This window comes from Flavobacterium enshiense DK69 (genome assembly GCF_000498495.1).
In the GTDB taxonomy this organism is placed as follows: domain Bacteria; phylum Bacteroidota; class Bacteroidia; order Flavobacteriales; family Flavobacteriaceae; genus Flavobacterium; species Flavobacterium enshiense.
In genome coordinates, this window is record NZ_AVCS01000008.1 from 82,579 (window position 1) to 107,523 (window position 24,945).

At 40.0% G+C, this 24,945-nt stretch carries 19 protein-coding genes; 12 read left to right on the forward strand and 7 right to left on the reverse strand.

Features of this window, described 5'->3' with window-relative positions; all coding sequences use genetic code 11:
- The 4 genes from FEDK69T_RS05450 to FEDK69T_RS05465 all read right to left on the reverse strand — a co-directional run bounded on the left by FEDK69T_RS05450 (window position 1) and on the right by FEDK69T_RS05465 (window position 4,616).
- Window positions 1-657: an NADPH-dependent F420 reductase gene (locus tag FEDK69T_RS05450; protein WP_023573153.1), complete on the reverse strand. Its 657-nt coding sequence runs from the start codon at window positions 655-657 to the stop codon at window positions 1-3.
- Between the two features lie 3 nt (window positions 658-660).
- Window positions 661-2,055 (reverse strand): PQQ-dependent sugar dehydrogenase, encoded by a 1,395-nt coding sequence (locus tag FEDK69T_RS05455; RefSeq protein WP_023573154.1) that lies wholly within the window; start codon window positions 2,053-2,055, stop codon window positions 661-663.
- A gap of 78 nt (window positions 2,056-2,133) precedes the next feature.
- Window positions 2,134-3,294, reverse strand: a complete 1,161-nt coding sequence (locus FEDK69T_RS05460; RefSeq protein WP_023573155.1) for a vWA domain-containing protein — start codon at window positions 3,292-3,294, stop codon at window positions 2,134-2,136.
- 17 nt (window positions 3,295-3,311) lie between these two features.
- Window positions 3,312-4,616, reverse strand: a complete 1,305-nt coding sequence (locus FEDK69T_RS05465) for a prenyltransferase/squalene oxidase repeat-containing protein (RefSeq protein WP_023573156.1) — start codon at window positions 4,614-4,616, stop codon at window positions 3,312-3,314.
- A gap of 150 nt (window positions 4,617-4,766) precedes the next feature.
- On the opposite strand from FEDK69T_RS05465, the gene FEDK69T_RS05470 reads away from it, so the two are divergent.
- Together FEDK69T_RS05470 and FEDK69T_RS05475 are read left to right on the forward strand one after the other, a co-directional pair.
- On the forward strand, window positions 4,767-6,596 hold the full coding sequence (locus FEDK69T_RS05470) for a tetratricopeptide repeat-containing sensor histidine kinase (RefSeq protein ID WP_023573157.1): 1,830 nt from the start codon (window positions 4,767-4,769) through the stop codon (window positions 6,594-6,596).
- Entirely contained in the window at window positions 6,593-7,342 is a 750-nt protein-coding gene (locus tag FEDK69T_RS05475; protein ID WP_035630272.1) for a LytR/AlgR family response regulator transcription factor, read from the forward strand. The genes FEDK69T_RS05470 and FEDK69T_RS05475 overlap by 4 nt, the downstream gene beginning before the upstream one ends.
- Before the next feature lie 113 nt (window positions 7,343-7,455).
- Here the strand turns inward: FEDK69T_RS05475 and FEDK69T_RS05480 are convergent, their stop codons facing one another.
- Window positions 7,456-9,420, reverse strand: a complete 1,965-nt coding sequence (locus FEDK69T_RS05480; protein WP_023573159.1) for a transglycosylase domain-containing protein — start codon at window positions 9,418-9,420, stop codon at window positions 7,456-7,458.
- A 525-nt stretch (window positions 9,421-9,945) separates the two neighbouring features.
- Between FEDK69T_RS05480 and FEDK69T_RS05485 the strand changes: the two genes are divergently transcribed.
- From FEDK69T_RS05485 to FEDK69T_RS05525, 9 genes are all read left to right on the forward strand, one after another.
- Entirely contained in the window at window positions 9,946-11,052 is a 1,107-nt protein-coding gene (locus tag FEDK69T_RS05485) for a T9SS type A sorting domain-containing protein (RefSeq protein ID WP_162147242.1), read from the forward strand.
- Window positions 11,053-11,146: 94 nt separating this feature from the next.
- Entirely contained in the window at window positions 11,147-12,283 is a 1,137-nt protein-coding gene (locus FEDK69T_RS05490) for an aminotransferase class I/II-fold pyridoxal phosphate-dependent enzyme (protein WP_023573162.1), read from the forward strand.
- A gap of 76 nt (window positions 12,284-12,359) precedes the next feature.
- Window positions 12,360-12,557, forward strand: a complete 198-nt coding sequence (locus tag FEDK69T_RS15815; RefSeq protein ID WP_023573163.1) for a hypothetical protein — start codon at window positions 12,360-12,362, stop codon at window positions 12,555-12,557.
- A 49-nt stretch (window positions 12,558-12,606) separates the two neighbouring features.
- The gene (locus tag FEDK69T_RS05500) at window positions 12,607-13,461 is read left to right on the forward strand and encodes a TraB/GumN family protein (protein WP_023573164.1); all 855 of its coding nucleotides are present in this window, start codon (window positions 12,607-12,609) and stop codon (window positions 13,459-13,461) included.
- A gap of 7 nt (window positions 13,462-13,468) precedes the next feature.
- The gene (locus tag FEDK69T_RS05505; protein WP_035630268.1) at window positions 13,469-13,972 is read left to right on the forward strand and encodes an RNA polymerase sigma factor; all 504 of its coding nucleotides are present in this window, start codon (window positions 13,469-13,471) and stop codon (window positions 13,970-13,972) included.
- Complete coding sequence (locus FEDK69T_RS05510; protein ID WP_035630266.1) at window positions 13,962-14,573, forward strand: hypothetical protein; 612 nt, start codon at window positions 13,962-13,964, stop codon at window positions 14,571-14,573. Before FEDK69T_RS05505 ends, FEDK69T_RS05510 begins: the two co-directional genes overlap by 11 nt.
- Before the next feature lie 54 nt (window positions 14,574-14,627).
- A complete protein-coding gene (gene bioD / locus FEDK69T_RS05515; protein WP_023573166.1) occupies window positions 14,628-15,248 on the forward strand; it encodes a dethiobiotin synthase in 621 nt (206 codons plus the stop codon).
- A gap of 20 nt (window positions 15,249-15,268) precedes the next feature.
- A complete protein-coding gene (gene bioA, locus FEDK69T_RS05520) occupies window positions 15,269-16,540 on the forward strand; it encodes an adenosylmethionine--8-amino-7-oxononanoate transaminase (RefSeq protein ID WP_023573167.1) in 1,272 nt (423 codons plus the stop codon).
- Between the two features lie 20 nt (window positions 16,541-16,560).
- Window positions 16,561-17,721 (forward strand): beta-ketoacyl synthase N-terminal-like domain-containing protein, encoded by a 1,161-nt coding sequence (locus tag FEDK69T_RS05525; RefSeq protein WP_035630350.1) that lies wholly within the window; start codon window positions 16,561-16,563, stop codon window positions 17,719-17,721.
- Here FEDK69T_RS05525 and FEDK69T_RS05530 read toward each other — a convergent pair.
- Window positions 17,718-18,206 carry a regulatory protein RecX gene (locus FEDK69T_RS05530; RefSeq protein WP_035630349.1) on the reverse strand — a complete coding sequence of 163 codons (489 nt, stop codon included), beginning with the start codon at window positions 18,204-18,206 and terminating at the stop codon, window positions 17,718-17,720. The two genes, FEDK69T_RS05525 and FEDK69T_RS05530, sit on opposite strands and share 4 nt — an antisense overlap.
- Before the next feature lie 145 nt (window positions 18,207-18,351).
- Between FEDK69T_RS05530 and FEDK69T_RS05535 the strand changes: the two genes are divergently transcribed.
- Window positions 18,352-23,556, forward strand: coding sequence for a GEVED domain-containing protein (locus FEDK69T_RS05535; protein ID WP_035630264.1), 5,205 nt, complete (start codon window positions 18,352-18,354; stop codon window positions 23,554-23,556).
- Window positions 23,557-23,835: 279 nt separating this feature from the next.
- On the opposite strand, the gene bioB is transcribed toward FEDK69T_RS05535, so the two are convergent.
- Complete coding sequence (bioB, locus tag FEDK69T_RS05540) at window positions 23,836-24,936, reverse strand: biotin synthase BioB (RefSeq protein ID WP_035630262.1); 1,101 nt, start codon at window positions 24,934-24,936, stop codon at window positions 23,836-23,838.
- Window positions 24,937-24,945 lie beyond the last annotated feature (9 nt).

Below are 24,945 nucleotides of genomic sequence, written 5' to 3' on the forward strand. Positions count from 1 at the left end.
TTATTTCACTAGCTTGAAGTTGAAAGCATTGCTGCCCGTAGCACCATAAATTCTCAGCCATAACGGTAAGTAGCCTTCTGTTCCGCGGGCGGCCGAAATGTCTCCGAGGTCGAGGATGTTTTCTTTTTTCCATCCCATTTCGACGAGTAATGCCATTACTTTTGATTTGGCTTCTGCATCATTGCCGCTAATGTAATTGATGTGGTCACCGTTTCCAATAAGTGTTGGGTTTACCATCAGGCCGTTCCACATCGTATTTAGTGTTTTAACCACTTTTGCTTCCGGATATGCTTTTTGGATTTCCTCCCCCAAAGAAGTGGAATTGCTCAATGAAGGAATCAGTGTTGGTGGCATTCCCTGACTAAAATCCAAGGGATTGGCCAAGTCAACCAGTATTTTTCCTTTTAGACCAGTGCCAGCTAACTGCAAAGCGTCCAATGAATGTTCTCCTTTGGTACAGTTAAATACGATTTCACCAAAAACTGTCGCCTCAGCAAAGGTGCCTGAGCTGGTTTGGCCTGAATTCTTGTTTACAAATTCAAGGGCTTTTTCATTGTTTTTTGTTCGGCTTCCAATCATAACATCGTGTCCCAATGCTGCCAATTTCGAACCGATGGTTTCTCCCACTATTCCGGTCCCTAAAACTGCTATTTTCATAATTTAAAATTTATTTGAGACCATAATTTTTTGCGTATAAATCTGCCCTAGATTGCTTTTTATTTCCAAAAGATACCATCCGGAAGCAAAGTTTCCGGTGTTTACGGAATTTATCGGCTCGTTCTCTGTTTTTTTCGAAAGCATTTTTTTACCCATGCTGTCAAATAGGGTTATGGCAGTAGCGAAAACACCTTCATCGTCAGTTTGAATGAAGAATTCGGATTTTGAAGGGTTTGGATAAATTTTAATTTTTTTTTTAGTTGATTTCACAACGCTCAATGAACTGTCAATTAATTTGTAAATGACTCCGTTATTAATGGAACCTGCATAAAGTTCGCCATTCATATCTTCCCCGAAGGTTACAAATCTATTACCGCTGAAGGTTTGGGAGAAAGTAACGTTTCCGGAACTGTCCACCATGCCTATTTTAGCTAGACAATAGTCGGAAAAGAAATATTTGCCCTGAAAATTAGGATAACTAGGTCCACGGTAAACATAGCCTCCGGTTATGGAACAAGCTCCCGAGGTATGATTTGTAACGACCAAAGGCATTTTCATAGAGCTCTGCGTGGGACAACCGGAAGAATTGTAAGCCGTGTTCCCTTCATAACAACGCCAACCATAATTAAGGCCGGCTTGGGTTCCTCCAGCTCGATTGACTTCTTCGTATTGGTTCTGACCCACATCGGCAATCCATAAATCGCCATTTTGTCTGTCGAACGAAAATTTCCATGGATTCCGAAGTCCGATAGCCCAGATTTCATCTGCTCCTGCCGCGCCCGCATAGGGATTGCCTGGCGGAATTCCATAGGGCGAACCTGAGTTGACATCAATACGAAGCATTTTTCCCAACAGTTCATTGATGTTTTGCGCTCGGTTTTCAGGATCGCCTGCGCCACCGCCGTCACCCATACCGATGTATAGGTAGCCGTCAGGACCAAATTTTAATGAACCACCATTATGGTTGGAATAGGGTTGCGGTATGGTTAATAGGATGGTGGCAGTTGGATTGGCTACATTGGGATTGCCGGAACTTACCGAATATCGGGCTATGATCGTTGCCCCATCACTGACTCTGGTGTAATTCACATAAAAATAACCATTTGAAGCATAATTGGGATGAAACGCCAATCCGAGTAATCCTTGTTCTCCACTGGCATTAGTTAAGGATGAAAGGTTTAAAAAAGGAGTTGGATTTGTAGTCCCGTTAGGATTCAGGATTTTGATAAGACCATCTTGTTCCGCCACAAAGAGTCTGCTGTCGCCACAATGCGTAATTTCCACTGGAGAGGAAAACCCTGTTCCAAAACTTTGTAATCCAATTACTGCGGGACCTGTTTGGGAATGCTGTGTGCATTGGATAAAGACCAAAGCAATTAATAGGAATACTGTTCTCATGCTTTAATGGTTTGATTGTCATAAATTTATAAAAAAATCCCGACATATAGCCGGGATTTTTATTAAGAAAATTAATGCTTACTTTTCTACCGTGTACCCTTTGGTTTTGGCAAAAGCAATCACCGAACTGTTGATTGCTCCGCCCAAATCGTCTTGGGTATTACTTTTCTTCATTTCAGCATCGATGTAGGATTGACGTTTTTTTGCCAATTCGCCAATTTCTTTCTGGATGGCTTCACGCTCTTTTGCCTTTTTATCAACGTAAACTTTGATTTCGGCTTTGGACTTGTTTTGCAGTTCTCTTGGCAATTCCTCTTTTTTGAGTTTATCAATAGCTCTTTCATCGTCTTTTATTTTATCCACCAAATCCCAGCTGTCGTTTTTGTAAACTGCTTTTGACTTACTCACGGCGCGTTCTGTATAATTCGCTGCGGAAACTCTTTGCGCATTGGAATCCTGCATTTCCTGGTTTCTTTTTTTAGCATTTCCCATAGCGCCATAACTGATGTAGGTTGTATTGATTTGGGCATTGCACTCCGAAATACGGACATCATAAGGCGTGGCAATGTAAATAACGGCTTTATTGGAATCAATGTTGAAGTATTTTCCCTTCCCGGCATCGGCACCATCTTTCCAAAAAGTTCGGATGCCTTCTTCCTGATTCCCGCAGAAAATGGTGTTCACATAAATATCCTTTTTCAGTGCATCACTGATGGCTTCTTTATAATTAATGTTGCCTTGGTTGAAAGGTTCGTTCCCTGCAATGTACAATAGTTTCATGTTTGATTTGTCCTTGCCCCAATTCAGTTGATTGGTCGCATCGGCAATTACAGCACCGCAATATTCCGAGCCGCCGTTGGTACGAAGGGAGAACAGTTTTTCGGAAATAAGGTCCAAATCGGTTGTCAATGGAGCCACTTGACGGATGTAATTGGATTGAGCCGATAAACCGTCGTTGCCGTATTCATATAAACCGATTTCGATATCCGGAGTTTTGCCGTGGTATTTCAAAGTGGTCAAAGTGTTAACGATGTTCCACAAACGGGATTTTGCCTGTTCGATCAACCCGTCCATACTGTTGGAGGTATCCAGAAGAATGGCTACCTGGATTTTGGTATTCTCGGTTTTGACCTTCTTCTCAGTTGCCATTGGAATTCTTTCGTTACTCTTGGCATTAGTACAGTTTGCAAAAGATAATGCGGTTGCAAAAAGACTGGATATGATGAATGTGTTTCGCATGGTATTTGTTTTTTAGATTATTGTTGTAAGGTTTTGATATCGTTTTCTATGGTTAAGATCAGTAAGCAGGTTGCCGTACAGAACACCGGGCTGGTGATACAGTGGTGACCATTCCAACTGCCGTTCTCGTTCTGTATTTTGATGATCTTGCCGCTTACGTTGTCGTACCAGTGTTTCCAGTCGGAGTCTTTTTTCACCATCAGGGATTCCCCGGTTTGTAAAAAGCTCATGAATTCTTCCCCGCCGTTGTTGCCGAAACCATTCATCACATTGTTGTCCATCGCCTGTACTTTGGCCGCTTTGTAAACTTTATCCGCTACTTCATAGCTGGCAGCTTTTTCCTTCGGAATCCCTATTTTCTCCAGATTATCACGGTTTAAAACTGCTTTTTTATCGATTTTGCCCGAAGCTTTGGCTTCTTCAAATACGGTTTCTGCTTCTTTGGCTTCCGCGGCGCTTCCACGTACAGAACTACTTACAGCATATAGCATGATTCCGGCCCCATCATCGGTTTTGGCGGTTTTGCTGTCGGCATCGTAATTGCCTTTTTGGTAGTTTCGGGCGGCATCGATTTTGTCTTTGTCGACTTTGATGTTTTTGTTTTTGGAAGCCTGCTCCAATCCGGCATTGGCAAACGACGATTGTAACACGCCTGCCCAACCGGCTCCGCTTACTCTTCCGCTGGCATCATACGATTTTTCGATTTTGTCCACGCAAATTTGTATGGCATTTTCGACTCTTTTTTTAAGGGTTCCGTTCGGTAAAGTCGGAACAACCTGATTTAAAAATTGTAAAGTCAGCGCGGCATCGATGTTTTGGCCGAGTTTGGTTTGAATTTGGGTTCCGCGCACTTGGGTTATGTAGTCGTTGTTTTTGTTTTTCTCCACTTCGGATAATAAAAAATCAAGTGCATTTTTAAGTTGTTGTCTGTATTTTCCTTTTTCGATGGAGTAGCCCATACGGTACAGTGCCATGGAAGCCATAGCCGTAGTGGCCGGATCTGAACTTACGGCATGTGGGTTCATTTCGCCCTGATTGCTGTGGGAACCTGCTCCCCAACCACCATCAGAGTTTTGGGCGTCTATTAACCATTTTTCACCTTGGTCTATTGCAGATGCTGTTTTGGAATCATTTTTGTATTTGGCATAATCGGTTACAGATTGTTCACCCATGACCGACATAAATACGCAGGGTTTCTCTTCCGATACAGGTTTTTCATGAGTTGTGATAAATCTGTTTTCAGTTGTGAATTTATCTTTCAGAATGATGCCTGTAACCAGTGCCGTGGCACTTAATACTATTGCTAAATTTTCCGTTTTCATGATTTTTTGGTTTAAGATTCTATTTCAAAATTATCCTTAGAATCGGCACCTTTTTTGCAGAATGGGTGAAACCGGGTTTTGACTTGGTGAAACAGCTTGCGGGACCGTTTTTAAAATATTTACTTTACATTTACATAGAAACACTGTAGTATGTCACTGAAAAAGGCTCTTTTCACTCTTATTTTTTTACTGTTGAACCTCACGTTTGAGGCTTCAGCGCAGGATACTATTCAGCCATCTGCAGTAAAAAGTAAAAAGGCGGCATCATATAAAATAAGCAGAGCGGCTGATGATTTGAAAGAGTCTTTGGATGCTAACGATGAGGTCGAAATTGCCAAGAATTATGAAAAGCTGGCCGAGGGGTTCATCGAAAGAGGCGACAACGCCAAAGCGGAAGAATACCTAAAAAAAGCATTGGCTACGTATACGAAACTAAAACGCAATCGCGATCAGACGAGAGTTACAAGAAGTTTGGCCAAAGTGCAGGAATCGCAAAAGAAAATCAGTTCGGCAATTCAGAATTATGAAGCGGCAGGAGCAGCTTCTATGGAGAAAAGTGAAGAGCAGGTAAACAGAAACGATGCCAATCGCTTGCGAAGTGCCAATAGTCCGGCGGCTCAGATGAATTATTCCAATGCGAATATTAAGTTGTTGGAAAAAGAAGATAAAAAAGCTGAAGTGGCCGATGCTTATGTGCAACAGGCAGAAGCCAATCTTCAGCAAAAAAACAAGGAAGTAGCTATTGAGAGCTATGAAAAAGCAATTTCCTACGTGAAAGACAAACCGGAAGAAGTCGTGAAACTGAAAACGGAAATAGCGAAAGTATATGCTTCCGACAACCAGTTCGATAAGGCATTGGGGATAAGTGAAAAATTACTGGCCGAAGCTGAAAAAACGAACGATTTCGATACACAAATCAAACAGTTGCAAACGCTGGCGACGATTTATTTTAAGAAGAACGAACCAGAAAAAGCGATTCAGTGTTTGAAACAAGCCTATCAGTTGGCATTGCGGCAAGGGAAAACTGCTGAGGTGAAAACAAGTGTGCTGCAGTTGCTGCAGTATTACAAAGCCAATGGCAAGGACAAGGAAAGCATCGCCTTGTACGACGATTTCTTTCAGAATTTCGACAAGCTGATCCGCAACGACAGTTCTTTAATAGATGAAAAGACCTTTCAGGTAACCGAAGAGAAAATCCGTCAGCTTGAAAAGGAAAAAGCCCTGAAAGACGAACTCATCGCTAAGAAAAATACCTTCAATTATGTGTTGATGGGTTCATTATTGTTGTTGCTTTTGCTGGTGGGGTTAATTGTGAAGGCGCTGTATTCCATCAAAACCAAGAACAAGGAAATTGCCTTGCAGTCGCTGCGCCGTGAAATGAACCCGCATTTTATTTTCAACAGCCTGAACAGTGTGAATCAGTTCATTTCCCAAAACAAGGAGCTGGAAGCTAATAAATACCTGACTTCCTATTCGCATCTGATGCGTAACATGATGGAAAACTCGAACAAGGATTTCATCAGTTTGAGCAGTGAAATTGAACAACTGAAAAAGTATCTGGATTTAGAACACTTGCGTTTTCAGGACAAATTCGACTATCAGATTGTAGTTGATGATGCGTTAGATACAGAAACGACCTTCGTGCCCAACATGCTCATCCAACCACATCTGGAAAACGCAATTTGGCACGGGCTGCGTTATAGAGAAACTAAAGGGTTGTTGTTGTTGAAATTCGAACTGAACCGTGGAAAAGTATCCGTGATAGTTGACGATAATGGTATCGGCCTGACCGAAAGTGCCGCACTGAAAACTCGCAACCAGAAAGTACACCAGTCGCGCGGGGTGACCAACACCAGTGAACGCATCAGTTTGTTGAATGGACTGTACAAAACGCAAATCGATTTTTCCATTACCGAAAAGAACAGCGGGACCACAGGAACCTTAGTGACGATAACCTTTCCATTGTTAGATAAAATATGATGACCATCCAGAAAATAAAAGCCGTAATTGTTGAAGACGAAGTAGCTGCCCGCGAAGTGCTCAAAAATTATTTGGGCAAGTATTGCCCGCAGGTGGAAGTTATCGGCGAAGCACAAAACATAAAAGAAGCGGTTCCGCTACTGCATGAAGTGACTCCGCAACTGGTTTTTCTGGATGTAGAAATGCCTTTCGGGAATGCCTTTGATGTATTGGAAGCTTGTAAAGATTTACATTTTGAAACGATTTTCGTGACTGCTTTTTCCGAGTATTCACTGAAAGCCCTCAATCAAAGTGCGGCGTATTATCTGTTGAAACCCATCAGTATTGAAGAATTGATCATGGCGGTCAACAAAGTACAGCAGCATATTTTGAACCATGAGCTTTTCAATAGGAATAAAATCATCGTTGAGAATTTCAGGGAAACCCAACCTGAAAAGAAGCAGGTCATCCTCCCTACATTGGAAGGTTTCGAGGTGGTAAAAATGGAAGACATCGTCCGATTGCGGGGCAATGGCAACTTCACCGATTTACACTTGGCCGACGGAAGCAAAAAAATGGTCTGCCGTTTTCTGAAACATTTTTCGGAGATCCTGCCGTTTCCTTTTTTACGCGTCCACAAATCGCACATCATCAACATCAATTTCGTGAAATCGTACAACAAAGGCGGTTACATCATGCTGAATGACGGAGCCGAAATCGAAATTTCGCCAACTTATAAAGAAGAATTTTTGAGAAATTTTAAGTAGGAATAGCAATTCTATGGCACGCGGATAACGCTGATTTTGCAGATTACCGCAGATTTGTAATAAGGAGCCTAAAAAAAGTTAGATCCTTAGCTTCTCAATACTTTATACCTTCCCTAAAAATCAAACTCATCCGCCAAATTCGTTTCGGCAGGAATAGTATCCTGAACCACTTTTATCTTTAAAAACGATCGGGCACGGCCGGAAATGTAAATTGGAGCCGATTGTCCAATGGTGTCTTCCGAGGTAATCAACGCGCGGCGCAGCATCAGGTTTTTAATGTAGTTCTGATTTTTTTGAGCGTATGATTTCTGATTGCCTTCATCGTCAAATTGCCACATGAATTTCTTTGGTTTTGGTACGATGGAAGCAAGGTACAAACACTCGTTCAGTGTTAAGTCACTCGGACTTTTCTGGAAATAAAAATGCGCCGCTTCCCCGATGCCATATACATTCGGGCCCCATTCAATCACGTTGAAATAGACTTCCAGCATTCTGGATTTGGTAGCGATTCGGTTGTTTTCCAAAACATAGACCAACAGGATTTCTTCCAGTTTACGGGAAAGTGTTTTTTCGCGGGTCAGAAATACGTTTTTCACGAGCTGCATGCTGATGGTACTTGCGCCTCGGGCAAATTTTTTGGTTCGGATGTTTTTGACAATCGACTGTTTAAAGGCTTCGTTGATAAAACCGTGGTGACGGCGAAATGAAGGATCCTCGTTGGTTAAAACGGCTTTTTCCAGGTAAGGTGAAATCTGATCCAGCGGCGTATAATTCGGATTGCCGGCTCCTACCAAAATAGGACGTTGTTCGACATCGTTTTCAATGGCACGATAGGTGAATTCTCCGTTGAGTTTCGCAAGATTCGCTTCACCGTATTTCACGATGCGGAGGTTTTCCTTATTGAGTTTGACGTCGAAAATTAGATTGTCCGGTTTCTTCTTGTTGTATTCGAAATTCAGTTTGTAGTCAAAATTCCCTTCAGCTTCCATCCCTTCAAAATGCGTAAACAAACCTTGTGGAAGCGAGGTAATGAAATCCTGTGCTTTCATTTTTGGGATGCGGATTTTCAGCTTGTAAATCGTGTCTTCTTCGGTATTGTATTCGGCAAAAGGATGTACTTTGATGTGGTTTAGTTGTGCCGATGAGGTGCTGTCAATTGAAATAAAATCACGTCCCAAAAGGAAACGGTAGTCGAAACGGGCATTTTTAATAACTACATCTTTTTTGGCAATTTTCGGATGGTTGATAGTGAAATTTTCAATCGAAGTAAAGCCATCGATGTGCAGCTCACCACTTTCCATTTCCAGTTTGTCCAGCTTTATGTGGATGTTGTCGAAGCTTGATTTGAGTCCGAAACGCTCGTCAATATAAGGCAGCTGAATTTTGGAAGTATCACTGTTGAAGAATTTCAGATCGGCTTTTTTCTCGCGGGGATTGGCAAAACCCTTGATGTTCCAGTTTTGCGAGAATGTATTGGTTTTTACATTGATGGCGGTTTGCAGCTGATGGTCTTCCAAGCGCAAATCGTTCATGTGTAACGTTACTTTACGTCCCATGTCGTCCATGCGTAACGACAGGTTTTTCAGTTTCATTTCCGTCGGAACCAGGTTCAGTGCTTTCGACAATAGTCGGTAGACCAATTTGGCGTAATTGCGTTTTTCATTCGATTTTTCCTCTTTATGGCCGTTGAGAAAAGCGTCGAAATTGCGTCCGTTTTTATTTTTAACGAGTTGAATAAAACCGTTGTTCATTTCGAGGTTCTTCAGTTGAATATCCCCTGTAAGCAACTCCAAAATATTATAACTGGTTTTTATATTCTGAACCGATAAAAGCGTGTCAGCTTCTTTCGGGATCAGGACAATATCATGAAGTTCTACACCAGTAGCTCCTATGAAAGCTGCCTTTTTAACTGAAAAATGGCAATTGTATTCGCTGTCGAATTTGGATTTTACTTTGGCGATTGCTTTTTGCAATAACATATCACGGAAGAAATACATTCCAGCCATGGCCAGCAGTAACAGTGCTGCCAGGATTTTCAGGAAAAGAAAAAACTTTTGCTTTCTGGATCGTAGTGCCATTGGTAAATGATGTTATTGGGAGAGCGAAGCTACTAAAATTTCCGTTTTTAAATTCTCTGGGAGGGTATTTTCTTGCATTTCCGAAATTTTTCCTTGCGCATCATAGGGTTTACGATTTAAAGGGTTTCGGATTAAGGCTCCTGATATTTAAATCAATAAGCTAATTTACGACTTTTTTTCTTCCTGAACATGTTCCATATTTTTTGGATTAATGAGGGTTTATTTGTTGCTGTTCAATGATTTTACAAAAGGGATTTATTTTTTTAAAATTATTAAGAAATTTCTACTAATTTTGTTTTTTGTAGCTGAATTCCCTAAAATGTTTTGAAACCTGTATAAATAATTGTGTATGAGTGTTCCTACTTTTAGTCGAAAAGAAGCAAAAACAGTTAACAAAAACAGTGAGAATCTAAGATCCTTAAAAACAGGAAAGTATAATAATTATTAATCAAATAAATGAAAAAAGAAACACAAAACATTTTCGGAACAAGAAAAAACAAAATTACCACTGTAGCAGTGTTGTTCATGTGTCTTATATTTAGTTCAAATTCATTTGGACAGAATCTTCTGTCGCAAATAGCTGAGAACTGGGTGGATGGAAATTGGAAAAATTATTATAGGTCACTGTATGCTTATGATAACAATAATCATTTGATAAACTATCAAAATCAAACTTGGGATGTGTCTTCAAATACCTGGAAAAATTTCATCCAAGATATTTATGTAAATAATTCTAACGGAACTGTAAATAATTCTATACGTCAAGATTGGAGCAGCGGAACCAATGCGTGGAATAATCAGTTTAGATATGTGCATTCCTATAATTCGGCTGGAGCAGAGCTTATGAAAGTAGTAGAAGCATGGACAAATGGTAACTGGCAGACTTCAGGCAGATTGCTATCTACTTATGATAACAATAATTATATGACACATTATCTATATCAAACTTGGGAAACTGGTACAAATTCCTGGCAAAATTTCTTTCAATATAATTATGTAAATAATGCTAACGGAACTATAAATAATTATACACAGCAAAATTGGGACATCACACTTAATGCTTGGAAAAATACTCTAAGAATGACGCATACATATGATGTTGCAGGTAATCTTCAAACGATAGTTACGGAAGCATGGGCAAATGACAGTTGGCAGAATTCATATAAGCAAGTATATGTTTATGATGGGAATAATTATGTTATAAATTATCAATTTCAGATTTGGGATGTGTCTTCAAATACCTGGAAAAATTCTTCTCAAATTAATTATTCCCTTAATCCTGATGAAACCTATAGCCATTACATTTATCAAATGTGGGACAACGAAACCAATGCATGGAAAAATTATCAAAGAGTAACATATACTTATGGATCAACGTTAGGAATCGATAACTTTAATTATCGAAAAGATTTTACGGTATATCCAAATCCGGCAACAAATAATATTACTATAAAATCAGAGGATAATAATGGTGCAGTTTATTGTATCATCGATCAACTGGGCAGGCAAGTTTTGAATGGTAGATTAAATGGCAGCGAAACGGTTGTTGATATCGACCAATTATCGAAAGGTGCTTATTTTATCCAAATGGGACAAGAGAAGCCACAGACAATAAAAATAATAAAACAATAAATCGCAAACCATCATATTGTATAAAAAAGGCTGTCCGACAAAGGCAGCCTTTTTTTGTAAAACGGCAAACCCAAAAGATGTTTATCTTTGAACCATGAAACATTTCCCAAAATCATTAGCAGGTAAACTTAATCAAAGGATTCAGAGCCATTCGCTCCGTAAGTTATCGGAACCAAATTCGCTGATTGATTTTTCTTCCAATGATTATCTCGGTTTTTCCAAAAGTGAGTTCATTTTTGATGCCACCCATCAACTGTTATCGGAAAGGAATTTAAAAAGTAACGGGGCTACCGGTTCACGTTTGCTTTCTGGGAATCATATTTTGTATTCGGAGGCTGAGGAGTTTATCGCAAAATTCCACGAATCGGAAAGTGCTTTGATTTTTAATTCGGGTTATGATGCCAATGTTGGGTTTTTCAGTTCCGTGCCACAACGAAGTGATGTGATTTTGTATGACGAGTTGAGTCATGCATCTATTCGCGACGGGATTCAGTTGTCGAATGCCAAATCCTATAAGTTCGAGCACAATGATTTTGAAGCGCTTGAAAAATTGATCCTTCGATTTAAAAATGACAATTCAGAAATCTATATCGTAACCGAAAGCGTTTTTTCCATGGATGGCGATTGCCCTAACATGGAAGAATTAATTGCTTTATGTGAAAAATACCGATGCCTTTTAGTACTTGACGAAGCGCACGCTCTGGGTGTTTTTGGTGAAAAAGGCGAAGGATTGGTGCAAAGCATGAACCTGCAGGATAAGGTTTTTGCCCGAATCATGACTTTCGGTAAAGGCTTGGGTTGTCATGGAGCGGCCGTTTTAGGAAGTGCCGAATTGAAAAATTACCTTGTAAATTTCGCACGAAGTTTTATTTATACTACCGGACTTTCCCCACATTCCGTAGCGACTATTCTGATGTCCTATCAGCAATTGGAAACGGAAAATATCGACCAACTTCGAGAGAATATAGTGTATTTCAATCAGCAGAAAAATCTGTTGGGATTGAAACAGTTATTCGTTAGAAGTAAATCGGCCATACAGTCGGCCATAATTCCTGGAAACGAAAAAGTGAAAGCCATTGCGCATCAATTGCAGGAAAGCGGTTTTGATGTTAAGGCGATTTTATCACCCACAGTGCCACAAGGACAGGAACGCCTTCGTTTTTGTCTGCACAGCTACAATTCGAAAGAAGAAATTTCGTCTGTATTTGCCTGTATTTCCTCACTTTTGTAAAAAATATAAAAATTTTCTGTAACGTTTTGTACTTTCGATTACTTACGAATCGTAAACCAATAAAAACAAAACGATTATGAAAACAGAAATCACTTCAAACAAAGTAAAAACGTACGCTACTATTGTTTTAATCTTATTGTCATCCTTTCTTTTAAGTTTTTCTCTTGTAAGATATTTTGTATTTGATAAAGAAATTTCTGCACCAGTATTGATTATTTCGGCTATTGTTTTTGGCAACAGTATGATGTCAATGTATAAAATGCGAAATAAATAAATGTCGGCGTTTCAATTATCAATCAAAAAACATCAAAAAATCAATCAAAATGAGAAACACAATTAAATCAGTCATCGTAATTATTGCCTCAGTCATCGGTTTCGGCGCCAATGCTCAAACAAAATCGGAATCGAATTCCTTGTTGTGGGAAGTATCAGGGAACGGATTGGCAAAATCATCGTATTTGTATGGAACCATGCACATGATGTGTGAAAAGGATTTTATGATACCCGAAAAGGCTAAGAAAGCATTTGGGAAATCAGACAAATTGGCTTTGGAGATTGATTTGGATGATCCGGCAGAACTACAGTACATGCAGAAAATGAGTCTGGCAAATGAACCGTTATCCAAGGTGTTGTCCAAAGAAGAGTATCAGAAATTGGATGGATTTTTAAAAGAAACGGTAGGCGTGGGAGCCAGTCAGTTTGAAAATTCCAATATGCTGAGCATAATGAGTGTCGTCATGATGAAAGCGCTGAGCTGTCCGCCAAAAATGTTCGAAATGGAATTCCTGCAAATGGCAATCCAACGAAAGATGGAAACTATCGGATTGGAGAAAATTCAGGACGAAGTTACTGCTTTTGACAAATCGTATTCTAATGAAGAGTTTATCGAACAATTAAAATATTACGATTCGAAACTTTTTCAGGATATGTCGAAGGTGTATAATAGCGAAAAGCTGGACGAACTGTATGCTATGGTGATTGATAAAAAATTTATGGATGATAACACCAGACATTGGATGTTGGATTTCAGAAATGAAAACTGGATGAAAAGCATTCCGGAGTTAATGAAAAAGGAAAGTGTGTTTTTTGCTGTGGGAGCTGGCCATTTGGCTGGAGAAAAGGGACTGATCATGTTATTGAGAAAAGCAGGTTATACTTTAAAACCGGTAATGAAATAAGACCATTTTGAAAGCTAAAGAACAGGAATTTTTAACTCGCATCGAGCAACATAAGGGCATACTTTATAAGGTTTCCAAAATGTATATGGATAATCTTGACGATCAACAGGATTTGTTTCAGGAAATAGTCTGCCAGTTGTGGAAATCGAATGACACTTTTAAGGGAGAGAGCCAATTTTCGACCTGGATGTATCGGGTGGCAATCAATACTTCGATTGTTTTTCTGAAAAAAGAAAAGCGAAAGGTGGATAAATATGAAATAGCGTCAGACAATATTCGGGAGGAAGATTGTGATGCCCATATTAAGGAAAGTCAGTTGGAGCATTTTTATAGAGCTGTTCAGAAACTGGAAAAAATCGACAAGGCCATCATATTTTACCAACTCGAAGGCTTCTCACATAAGGAAATTGGTGAAAGCTTGGGTATTTCCGAAGGAAATGCGAGGGTGAAATTAAACAGGGCCAAAGAAAAATTAAAAGAAATTATAAAAAATCAAGGATATGGATTTTAACGATATACAATCAGCATGGAATAACGAAAAAACCGAGAATGTTGTTATTCCCACTAATTTAGAAAAACTGCAATCGGCCAATACGCCATTGGATAAGATTAGAAAAAACCTGAAAAATGAATTTGTTTACCAGATTATTTCGATAGTACTCCTTGGGTTTGTCCCTTTTGTGCACAATCTGCCAACGAAGTTTTTTGCACCATATTATTTGTTGTTCACCATTTTTGTGGCAGTTTGCGCTTACTATCTGGTGAAATTATACATCTTTTATAAGAGATTAAATAAAACAACGTTGAATACCAAAGACAGTTTATACGAAACCTATTTTGATATCCGACTCAATATGGAACTGTATAAAACGTTTGGTTTTGCCTTAACCCCGTTTTTGGTTTTGTTTATGTTGGGATTTCTGTATTTGGGATTTTCCAAAACATTAGATCTTTCAACCGGTTTGAGTAATTTTCATTTGGCGACTTTGTTTGCTGTGGTTGCCTCTACGATTTTATTGATGGGACTGGCACTCGAATGGTGGGTACACTATTTTTATGGGAAGTATGCTAAAGACATCCGAAAAGTAATTGATGAATTAAAAGAAGAATAATAAAAGCCCGTCTTTAAGATGGGTTTTCTATTTTTGCGTAAAGTTTACTAAATCATGAAAATCTTCATCACGGGAATTGGAACCGATGTTGGGAAAACCATAGCCTCCGCCATCATAACCGAAGCATTGGAAGCGGATTACTGGAAACCAGTTCAGGCTGGCGACTTGGGGCATTCCGACAGTCATAAAGTCCAGGAATATATTTCCAACGGAAAAACAAAATTCTATCCGAACACGTATGCACTAAACACACCGGCCAGTCCCCATTTGGCAGCCGAATTGGACGGAATCACTATCGACATAAAAAACATTAAAGAACCAAAAACCAAGAATCATCTTGTGATAGAAGGAGCAGGCGGTATTTTTGTACCGTTGAATGATACGGACTGCATTATCGATTTGATTCAACCTGATCATAAAGTGGTGGTCGTTTCCCGTCATTACTTGGGAAGTATCAATCATACTTTGTTGACGGTGGAAGCTTTAAAAAGCCGAAAGTTAGATATTGCCGGGATCGTTTTTAATGGTGATGAAAATAAGGCTTCGGAAGAAATTATCCTGAAGAAAACAGGATTAAAAATGATCGGACGCATCGAAAATGAACCGTATTTTGATTCAAATGTAATCCGATATTATGCCGATAAATTTAGAGGGAACTTGCTCGAATTGTCGTAATTTATAATTCGTAATTGAAAATGAACCTATCCGAAAGAGATATACAGTACAACTGGCACCCGTATACCCAGCATAAGACGGCACAAACGCATATTGCCATTGCTAAGGGCGAAGGTGCTTTGTTGTGGGATGAAAACGGTAAAGAATATATTGATGCCATTGCGTCCTGGTGGGTGAACCCTTACGGGCATTCCAATAAGTTTATTGCCGATGCGATTTACAAGCAGTTAACCACTTTAGAGCATGTTTTGTTTGGCGGTTTTACACACGAACCAGCAGTTCAGGTAGCGGAAAAACTGATTCCGATGTTGCCGGATAATCAGAAGAAATTGTTCTATTCTGATAATGGGTCGACTGCCGTGGAAATTGCGATTAAAGTGGCTTTGCAGTTTTTTTACAACAAAGATGAAAAGCGTACCAAAATCATCGCCTTCGAAAATGCATTTCACGGAGATACCTTTGCGGCTATGGCAGCCAGCGGGATTTCCTTTTTTACGGAAGCGTTCAGGGGCTCGCTGATTGAAGTGGTTCGGATTCCCGTTCCGACACAAGGAAATGAACAGGCGAGCTATGATGCTTTAGAAGCTTTGGCGAAAACGGGTGAATTTGCCGGATTTATCTTTGAACCTTTAGTGCAAGGAGCGGCCGGAATGGTGATGTATGATGCCGCTGAACTGGATAAACTCATGGCGATTTGCAAAAAGCACCAAGTGTTTACCATTGCCGATGAGGTCATGACCGGATTTGGAAAAACAGGAAAAAATTTCGCTTGCGATTACCTGACAGAACAACCTGATATGATGTGTTTGTCGAAAGCCTTGACTGGCGGAACCATCCCGATGGCAATAACGACATTTACTCAGGAGTTGTTTGATGGTTTTTATGACGACGATGTAAACAAAGCGTTGTTTCACGGACATACCTTTACGGCTAATCCGACCGGATGCGCAGCTGCTCTGGCAAGCATGCAGTTATTGGAAGCCGAAGAAATGCAGCAAAACATTAAGCGTATAAACCGTCAGCATTTGGAGTTTCAACAAAAGATTCAAAATCATGCAAGGGTGACAACTACAAGGGTGCTGGGAGTAATTTTTGCTTTGGAAATCAAAACGGGCGAAGCGGAAAGCTACTACGGAAATTTCAGGAACAAACTGTATAATTTCTTCATAGGGAAAGGAGTTATTCTCCGTCCTGTGGGAAATATTGTTTATGTTTTGCCGCCTTACATTATTTCGGACGCGCAATTGGAAAAAATTTACCAAACCGTTGAAGAAGCATTGGAGGAATGTTAACTTTGCAAAAAAAATAATTGATTTTGAAACCGATTGCCATTACTGCCTTAGCTTCTTTTTCGCCTCTGGGAAATCAACCGGAAGGTATTTGGGAAGAATATCTTAAAAATACACCCTTAATTGCAGAAAAGGAAATAGGCAGCCAAAAAGTTCCGGTGGCTTCGTTACCTGAATCATTACAGCAATTGGTGGCTGATTTAAAAGCCTCTGATTATAAATACAAACCCTTGGATAGTTCTGTTTTATATGCGATGTTGGCTTCAAGACAAGCGGTAGAGCAGGCAGGCTGGTCAGAAGCGGATGTTTTTGGAATCAATATCGGTTCCTCACGCGGGGCAACCGAGTTGTTTGAAAATTATTTTGAAGAATTCCTGACTACCGGCAAGACATCAACACTATCTTCGCCCACAACCACCTTAGGGAATATTTCTTCGTGGGTAGCCCATGATTTAAAGGCTAACGGACCTGAAATTTCACATTCCATTACATGCTCAACAGCACTTCATGCCTTGTTGAATGGTGTGGCATGGCTTCGTTCCGGTATGGCCGATAAGTTTTTGGTGGGTGGTAGTGAAGCGTCATTAACGCCTTTTACCATTGCACAAATGCAGGCACTGAAGATTTATTCAAAAGAAAATTCCGAATTTCCATGCAGGGCCTTCGATTTCGAAAAAGATAAAAACACTATGGTTTTAGGGGAAGGTGCTGCGGTGGTTTGCCTTGAAGCCGGTATCAGTGACAAGGCATTGGCCTATGTAGAAGGCGTGGGGTATGCCACGGATATACTGGAGCACGGTATTTCCATTTCTACGGAAGCAGAATGTTTCAAAAAATCCATGCGAATGGCTATAGGGTCTGTTCCTTTGGAGGAAATTGATGCGATAGTAATGCACGCTCCAGGCACCATCAAAGGTGATTTATCGGAGTATAAAGCCATTCAGAGCATATTTGGGGAAGAACTTCCGATGCTGACTACGAATAAATGGAAAATAGGCCACACTTTCGGTTCTTCCGGGATTTTGAGTATGGAAATGGCTCTTATGATGATTCAGTATCAAAAGTTTATCGATGTTCCTTTTGTACCTGTGCAACCAAAACGAAAAGCCATTCGCAAAGTACTTGTTAATGCTGTTGGGTTTGGAGGTAATGCGGTAAGTGTTTTGATTTCGAAGTCGGTTTAATCTTCGTATTCCGACAAATCGTTTATTTTTTCTAAAATCAGATTGCTTTCGAAACCTTTACGAAGAAAGTAATCACAAAATTTCTTTTTCTTTTTTTGAGGGTTTCTTTCTTTGATGGATTCCCACTGTCTTTCGGCTAATTCATGAAAGTTTTTTAAGTATTCTTCCGTTGGGATTTCTTTCAAAGCCCTCTCTATGTTGTATTTAGATATCTGACGAAATTTAAGCTCGTTCACAATACGTACTTTTCCCCAATTCTTAATATTGTGCTTTCCGCGAGCAAAACTCAAGGCAAAACGCTCTTCATTCAGGAAATTATTTTCGATAAGATGAACGGCAATAGCGTCAATTGCCTGTGGGATCATATTAAGTGATTTTAGCTTTTCCACCACCTCGTAATGACAACGGTCCTGATAGCTGCAATAAAACTCCAATTTGCGCTTGGCTTCTTCTACTGTATAGGTTTTTAAAGTATTGTTCTTCATAAGCTGCTCATAACTTAACATTAATTTAATCACAATAACTTAAAGTTTTGTGATAAATACATATCTTTGGTGCCCGATTTTTTGATTTATAACGGGGAAACCGTGTTAAATATAGGAATTTGTTTAAAAACTTATCTCAAATTATATGAAAATAAAATTACTCTTGTTGCCTTTTTTGCTCTCAGCAGCTTTGAGTTGGGGACAGGTGACAATTGTTTCAGACGGTTTGAACAATGCCACAACTTTGTTCACATTGACAAGTGGGCTTTATTATAATGGAAATTCAACAGTAGGTGACCGTCCAGCATCTTCTCCGTTTGCTTCTGAAGGCACGCATTCAAGAGGAGTTTCAAATGCTTCGGCGACATTGTTAAGTTCAAATATAAATACTACTAGTTATACCAGTGTGTTTATGTCATTTAAGTTGGCCTCTTTTTCTATTGGAAGTACTGGAAATGGAGTGGATGGAGGTGACATAGTTACTGTTGAGGTCAGTCCTGATGGAGGAACAAGCTGGTATAGTACGGCTAGGATTTTGGGGAATTCAAATGCGTATTGGGTCTATAGTGCTGCCGGAAGTGCCAGTACGGCTTATGACGGTGATGCCACTCCGGTTGATTTTCAGCCATCTGGAGGCGGAAGCAGAACGACAGACGGTTATTCAACAGTAAGTGTTACAGGGTTGCCATCTGTCGCCAATTTAAAATTTAAAATAACATTGCTGAATAATGATGTAAAGGAAAGTTGGGTTTTGGATGATTTTAAGGTGCAGGGGACTCTTTCTTGTACTGCTCCGACAATAACAGCTAATCCTGGTGATCAGACGATTTGTGCAGGATCTTTAACAAGTTTTACAGTTGCTACTTCTGCAGGTTCTCCTTCCTATCAATGGGAAATGAGTGCTAATGGGTCGACTGGTTGGACCAATGTTGTAAGTGGTACTCCTTCGGGTGTTACTTATAGTAATGCGACTACGGCTGTACTTGATGTGACAGGTTCATCTGCAGTAAGTCAGTATTATTACAGAGCTAAAGTTACTGCGGGTGGGTGTGATGGCTTGTCAAGTTTTGCTAAACTAATCATAAATGCTCCGGCTTCTTTTGCAACACAACCAACTGCTCAAGCAGTAACCGAACCTTTAACGGCTAATTTTACGATTGTTGCCTCAGGTGCCGGTACAACATATCAATGGCAGGTTTCAACTGACGGAGGAGGAAGTTGGAATAATGTTTCAACTGGTAGTGGAGGAACAACGTTGTCTTATACAACTGCAGCTACGACAGTGGTTATGAATGGTTATTTGTATCGTTGTGTTGTAAACACACCATCGCCTTGTTCTAATAGTATAACATCAAACAGTGTTGGGTTAGATGTTGCTATGGGACCATGCGTGGATGAAAATTTCAATTCGTTTACAGGAGCTTCCTTTGGAAGTTGGAATGCAACAGGGATGTCAATTTACAACACTGCAGGAAGTTCTGGACTAGCAGCAAATTCGGCACAATTTAATGATGCCGGAGATGTTCTTCTCTCCCCGACATTTACCAATGCCACAGAGTTGTCTTTCTGGATTAAGGGGAATGGAACTGATTCTGCTTCTGCTCTTTTGGTGGAAGGTTATAATGGTTCAACTTGGGTGACTATTCAGAATATTACGAATTCATTGCCAACTACAGGGACTACAAAAACATATAATGCTTCTTCCACTCCTGCATTGCCTGTAAACCTGACACGTTTTAGATTTACCTATACTAAAAGTTCTGGGAATTTAGCTTTTGATGATGTGAAAGTGTATTGCGGTACTCCTGTTGCCCCTTGTACGACACCAACTACACAACCAACAGCATTAAATTTCTCAGGAACCACTTCGTCTGCTTCGAATGGATCTTACTCGATTGCAGCAGTACCTGGTGCAACAGGATATTTGGTTGTCTACAGTACAAACAGTGTGTTGTCTGCTTCTGATTTGCCATCCGATGGCGTTACTTATACCGTAGGAACAGCTGTTGGCGATGGTGCCGTTGCTTATGTCGGAACCGGAACTGCTTTTTCGCTTTCCGGATTGTCTAGTTCAACGACTTATTACGTTTTTGTGTTCGCATATAATTCGGGTTCTTGTGCTATTGCTTATAATACAGTTTCTCCATTAGCAGGATCAGTCACAACAATGGCAGCTTATTGTACTTCAAACGGTAATACTTTATTTAAGACTTCAGTTACTAATGTTACTTTAAATACGATAAACAATACATCCGCGAAACCTTCCGGATATTCCGATTATACTGCTATTTCGACCAATCTGCAACAAGGGGTGAGTTATCCTTTGTCGGCAAAAATCAATACAGACGGAAATTATACGATACTGGCTTTTGCCTGGATAGATTTCAACCATGATATGGATTTTAATGATGTTGGTGAGGCTTTCGACTTAGGTTCGGTAAACAATATGGCAAGCGGTTTGACTTCTTCTTCTCCACTTGCAATCACTGTTCCTTTAACAGCGGTTGTAGGTCCTACAAGGATGCGTGTGATTGCTACTTATGAAGGAGATTCATCATCATGTTTAACCGGTTTTGACGGTGAGGTAGAAGATTATACGGTAAATATTATTGCAGCCTGCGTTCCAACACATGCCGTAGCTGGCTTTGCGCCAACATCAGGACCGGCCGGAACCGAAGTAATTATAGCAGGTACCGGCTTCACAACAGGAACAACGGTTATGTTTAATGGAATTTCTGCGGCAGTGACTTATGTTAATTCAACCACAATCGTTGCTACGGTGCCTGCAGGCCAGACAACGGGAGCAATTACGGTTATGGAAGCTGGATGTAAAATAGGAACGGCGTCTGATTTTACAGAAATTAAACAAACGGGAACTTGTTCTGCCGGAAATAATTTAACCGATTTGATTATTTCGGAAACCTATGATTCGGTCGGGGGTAATTCCTGGTATGTCGAATTATTCAATCCAACCGGAAGTTCTATTGATTTAAATGCTTTGGGGGCAAATTATAAAATAGTACGTTACGGAGATATTGGAACCACCAACGGTCTGCGATCGGTAGATATTTCAGGGGTTATTCCTGCAGGTGGAGTTTATATTGCTGATTTAGGTTCGGACAGTTCGTGTGATCCTATGACATATAATTACATAAACAAAGGAAACGGTATTAATGAAAATGACGAAATAAGACTGACTAAAAATGATGTGACAGTCGATATTGTTAATTGCCCTAATGAAAAAGGCTATGTGATAAGAAGGAATGCGGCAGCTGTCGGGCCTTCGGCTTCTTATAATGCGGGTGATTGGACTTCGTTGTTAACAGAAACTTGTGCGAACTTAGGAACTGTCCCATTTTCATTTACCAATAATATGCCGACGGTAAATACAAATCCATCTGATGCAACAATCTGTGGGACTACGGCAAGTTTTACAATTTTGGCGACTCCGTCCGGAGCAGGAGTGTTGACATATCAGTGGTTTTACAATAACGGAGTTGCTTCTGGATGGACAGCAGTTGCAGCTGGTTCATTTGTAGGAGTTACGGCTTCAGGTTTTAATTCTGGTTCGCTGTACCTGAATGGAACGATTGTTAATTTGAACGGATATCAGTTTTATTGTCAGGTAACTCAGGGAGGGACATGTTCTGTTGCTTCTGATGCTGCTCAGTTGAAAGTAAATTCGACAACCTGGAACGGAACAGCATGGTCAAACGGAGTTCCTGTATTAACAAAGCTGGCAGTAATCAACGGAAATTATAATACGGCCACCAATGGTGATTTCGAATGTTGCAGTTTGATAATCAACAGTCCTTTTATGTTGGATATTAAGGATACGGATTATGTGTTAATTCAGAATGATTTAACTGTTAATGGGACGCTGGAAGTGCAAAATCAAGGTTCTTTAGTGATGGTGAGCGATGACGGAGTTGTAACTAATAACGGAACGACAACTGTTCGTAAAATGAGCACGCCATTCGATCGATATGATTATACTTTCTGGTCTTCACCGATTGGTAATGCTCCTGTAAGTGTGTTTAGTCAATGGCAGGCTAATCGTATTTATAAATTAAATACATCGGTCTACAGGGACGATAATAATGATTCACATGACGATAATATGGATGCATGGGTGTTAACTCCGCAAGCAGAAATAATGTCGCCGGGAAGAGGATATGCGGTGATGGGTAAAATAAATCAGGCATACCCGGCCCAACAGGGTTCGGTTTATAATGGAGTTGTAAATAATGGCTTGATAACACAGTCTATTGCTTTGAGTTTAGATAATACAAAGGCAAATGACGATTTTAACCTGATTGGGAATCCCTATCCATCTGCCATCAGTGCCGACGCATTCATATTAGCCAATCCGGATATTTCAGGAACATTATATTTTTGGACCCATGAAGGGAACATTCAGGTAGCTGCTATTAATCCGGGACCTATGGCTATGAATTTCAGTCCCGATGATTTTGCATATTATAATTTGGTTGGAGGTACAGGTACAAGAGCTGGTTTGCTTTCAGGAAACGGAAACAGCAATGCGCCGAATGGGTTTGTAGCTTCCGGGCAAGGATTTCAGGTTGATGCTGATGCTGCTACTTCGGTGATTTTTAATAATAGCATGAGAAATAAGACCTATGTTAATACAAACTTCTACAAAACAGTGTCCGGACCGACAGAAAAAGACAGATTATGGCTGAATTTAACTAATTCAGAGGGTATTTTTAATCAGCAGTTAATTGGTTTCTTCCCTCAGGCGACTATGGGGGTTGATAGAGGTTATGATGGTTTTTATTCCAAATCACCCACCTATGCAGCTTTTTATTCTATTATTGATGGTAAGCCATACAAGATTCAGGGCAGAAGTGCTTTTGATGTAAATGACAGGGTTCCGCTTGGATTCCGTTCTGTTTATGAAAAAACATATTCTATCGCTATTGGGGATGTCGAAGGGGTGCTTCGAAATCAGAATGTTTACATTGAAGATTTACAGTTGCATATCATTCATGATTTAAAATTGTCAAATTATGTTTTCTCCACTCCGGCTGGTGAATTTAATAATCGTTTCGTGTTACGCTTTGCAAATGCTACATTAGGGAACGCTGATTTTGAAACTAATGTTGATTCGGTTCTTGTTTATGCTAATGAAGGCATTAATGTGAGTTCCTCTTCGGAACGAATTAAAGATGTTTTTGTGTATGATGTTTTGGGAAGATTGGTTGCAGAAAGAAAAGAGGTGAATACTACTTCGGTTTCGCTGCAGAATGTCAGAAAAACACAGGGAGCTCTTTTGGTAAAGGTGGTTTTGGACAATGGACAAACCACAACTAAGAAGGTTCTTTATTAATTATTTTATGTATTAGTACTTCTGTTATTAATAAATTTGGTTAAGTTGAATGATCCCGACAGTTCGCCGTCGGGATTTTTTATTTGGAGATGTTTAGGTTAGGTAATAGGTGTGTAAATCTTTTTTGAAAATGGTTTTTACACGTTCGATTTCGGTAAACTATAACTTCATGTTCCGTAATTAAAATTGTTTGAAAAAAAATACTCCCAGCATGGCCGGGAGTATTTTAAAGAAAAAACCTTTGTATTAGGGTAAAATATATTTTGTATAAAGCAGAGTTTATTTCTGTATTTCTTTTCCTTTTGCCTGAGCTTCAAGGTTTCTTTCGATTTTGTGTTCAGGACGCGACCATTTTGGTTTTTCACCTAATGCCTGGAATTTAGAATCTTCAGCTTCTACGGTTTCCGGTTGCATCAATTTGATGAACGGTTTTTGCGGTTGTAAACCTAATAATTCAAACATTTTCATGTCTTCATTTACATCCGGGTTTGGAGTAGTTAATAATTTATCTCCGGCGAAAATAGAGTTTGCACCGGCAAAGAAGCACATTGCCTGTCCTTCTCTCGACATCTGCGTTCTTCCTGCAGAAAGACGCACCTGAGTTTCCGGCATTACGATACGTGTAGTGGCAACCATACGGATCATTTCCCAGATTTCAACCGGTTTTTCATCTTCCATCGGAGTTCCTTCTACGGCTACCAAAGCGTTAATTGGCACAGATTCAGGTTGTGGGTTTAATGTGGATAAAGCTACCAACATTCCTGCGCGGTCTTCGATGCTTTCGCCCATTCCGATGATTCCGCCACTACAAACCGTTACATTCGTTTTGCGGACGTTTTCGATGGTTTGCAAGCGGTCTTCAAATCCGCGTGTTGAAATAACTTCTTTATAATATTCTTCTGAAGTGTCTAAATTGTGGTTGTAAGCATACAAACCGGCTTCGGCTAAACGTTGTGCCTGGTTTTCGGTTAGCATTCCAAGCGTACAACATACTTCCATATCCAGTTTGTTGATGGTACGCACCATTTCCAATACTTGATCAAATTCCGGTCCGTCTTTCACGTTTCTCCAAGCCGCACCCATACATACACGGGATGAGCCGCTGGATTTAGCTCTTAAGGCCTGTGCTTTTACCGTTGAAACCGACATTAGGTCGTTGCCTTCAACATCTGTATGATAACGGGCTGCCTGTGGGCAATATCCGCAATCTTCCGGGCAACCTCCTGTTTTGATTGATAATAAAGTGGAAACCTGAACCACATTTGGGTCGTGATTTACTCTGTGGATTGAAGCTGCTTCGAAAAGCAAATCCATTAGAGGTTTGTTGTATATCGCGATGATTTCTTCCTTCGTCCAGTTGTGTCTAGTTGTTGTACTCATACTACATTT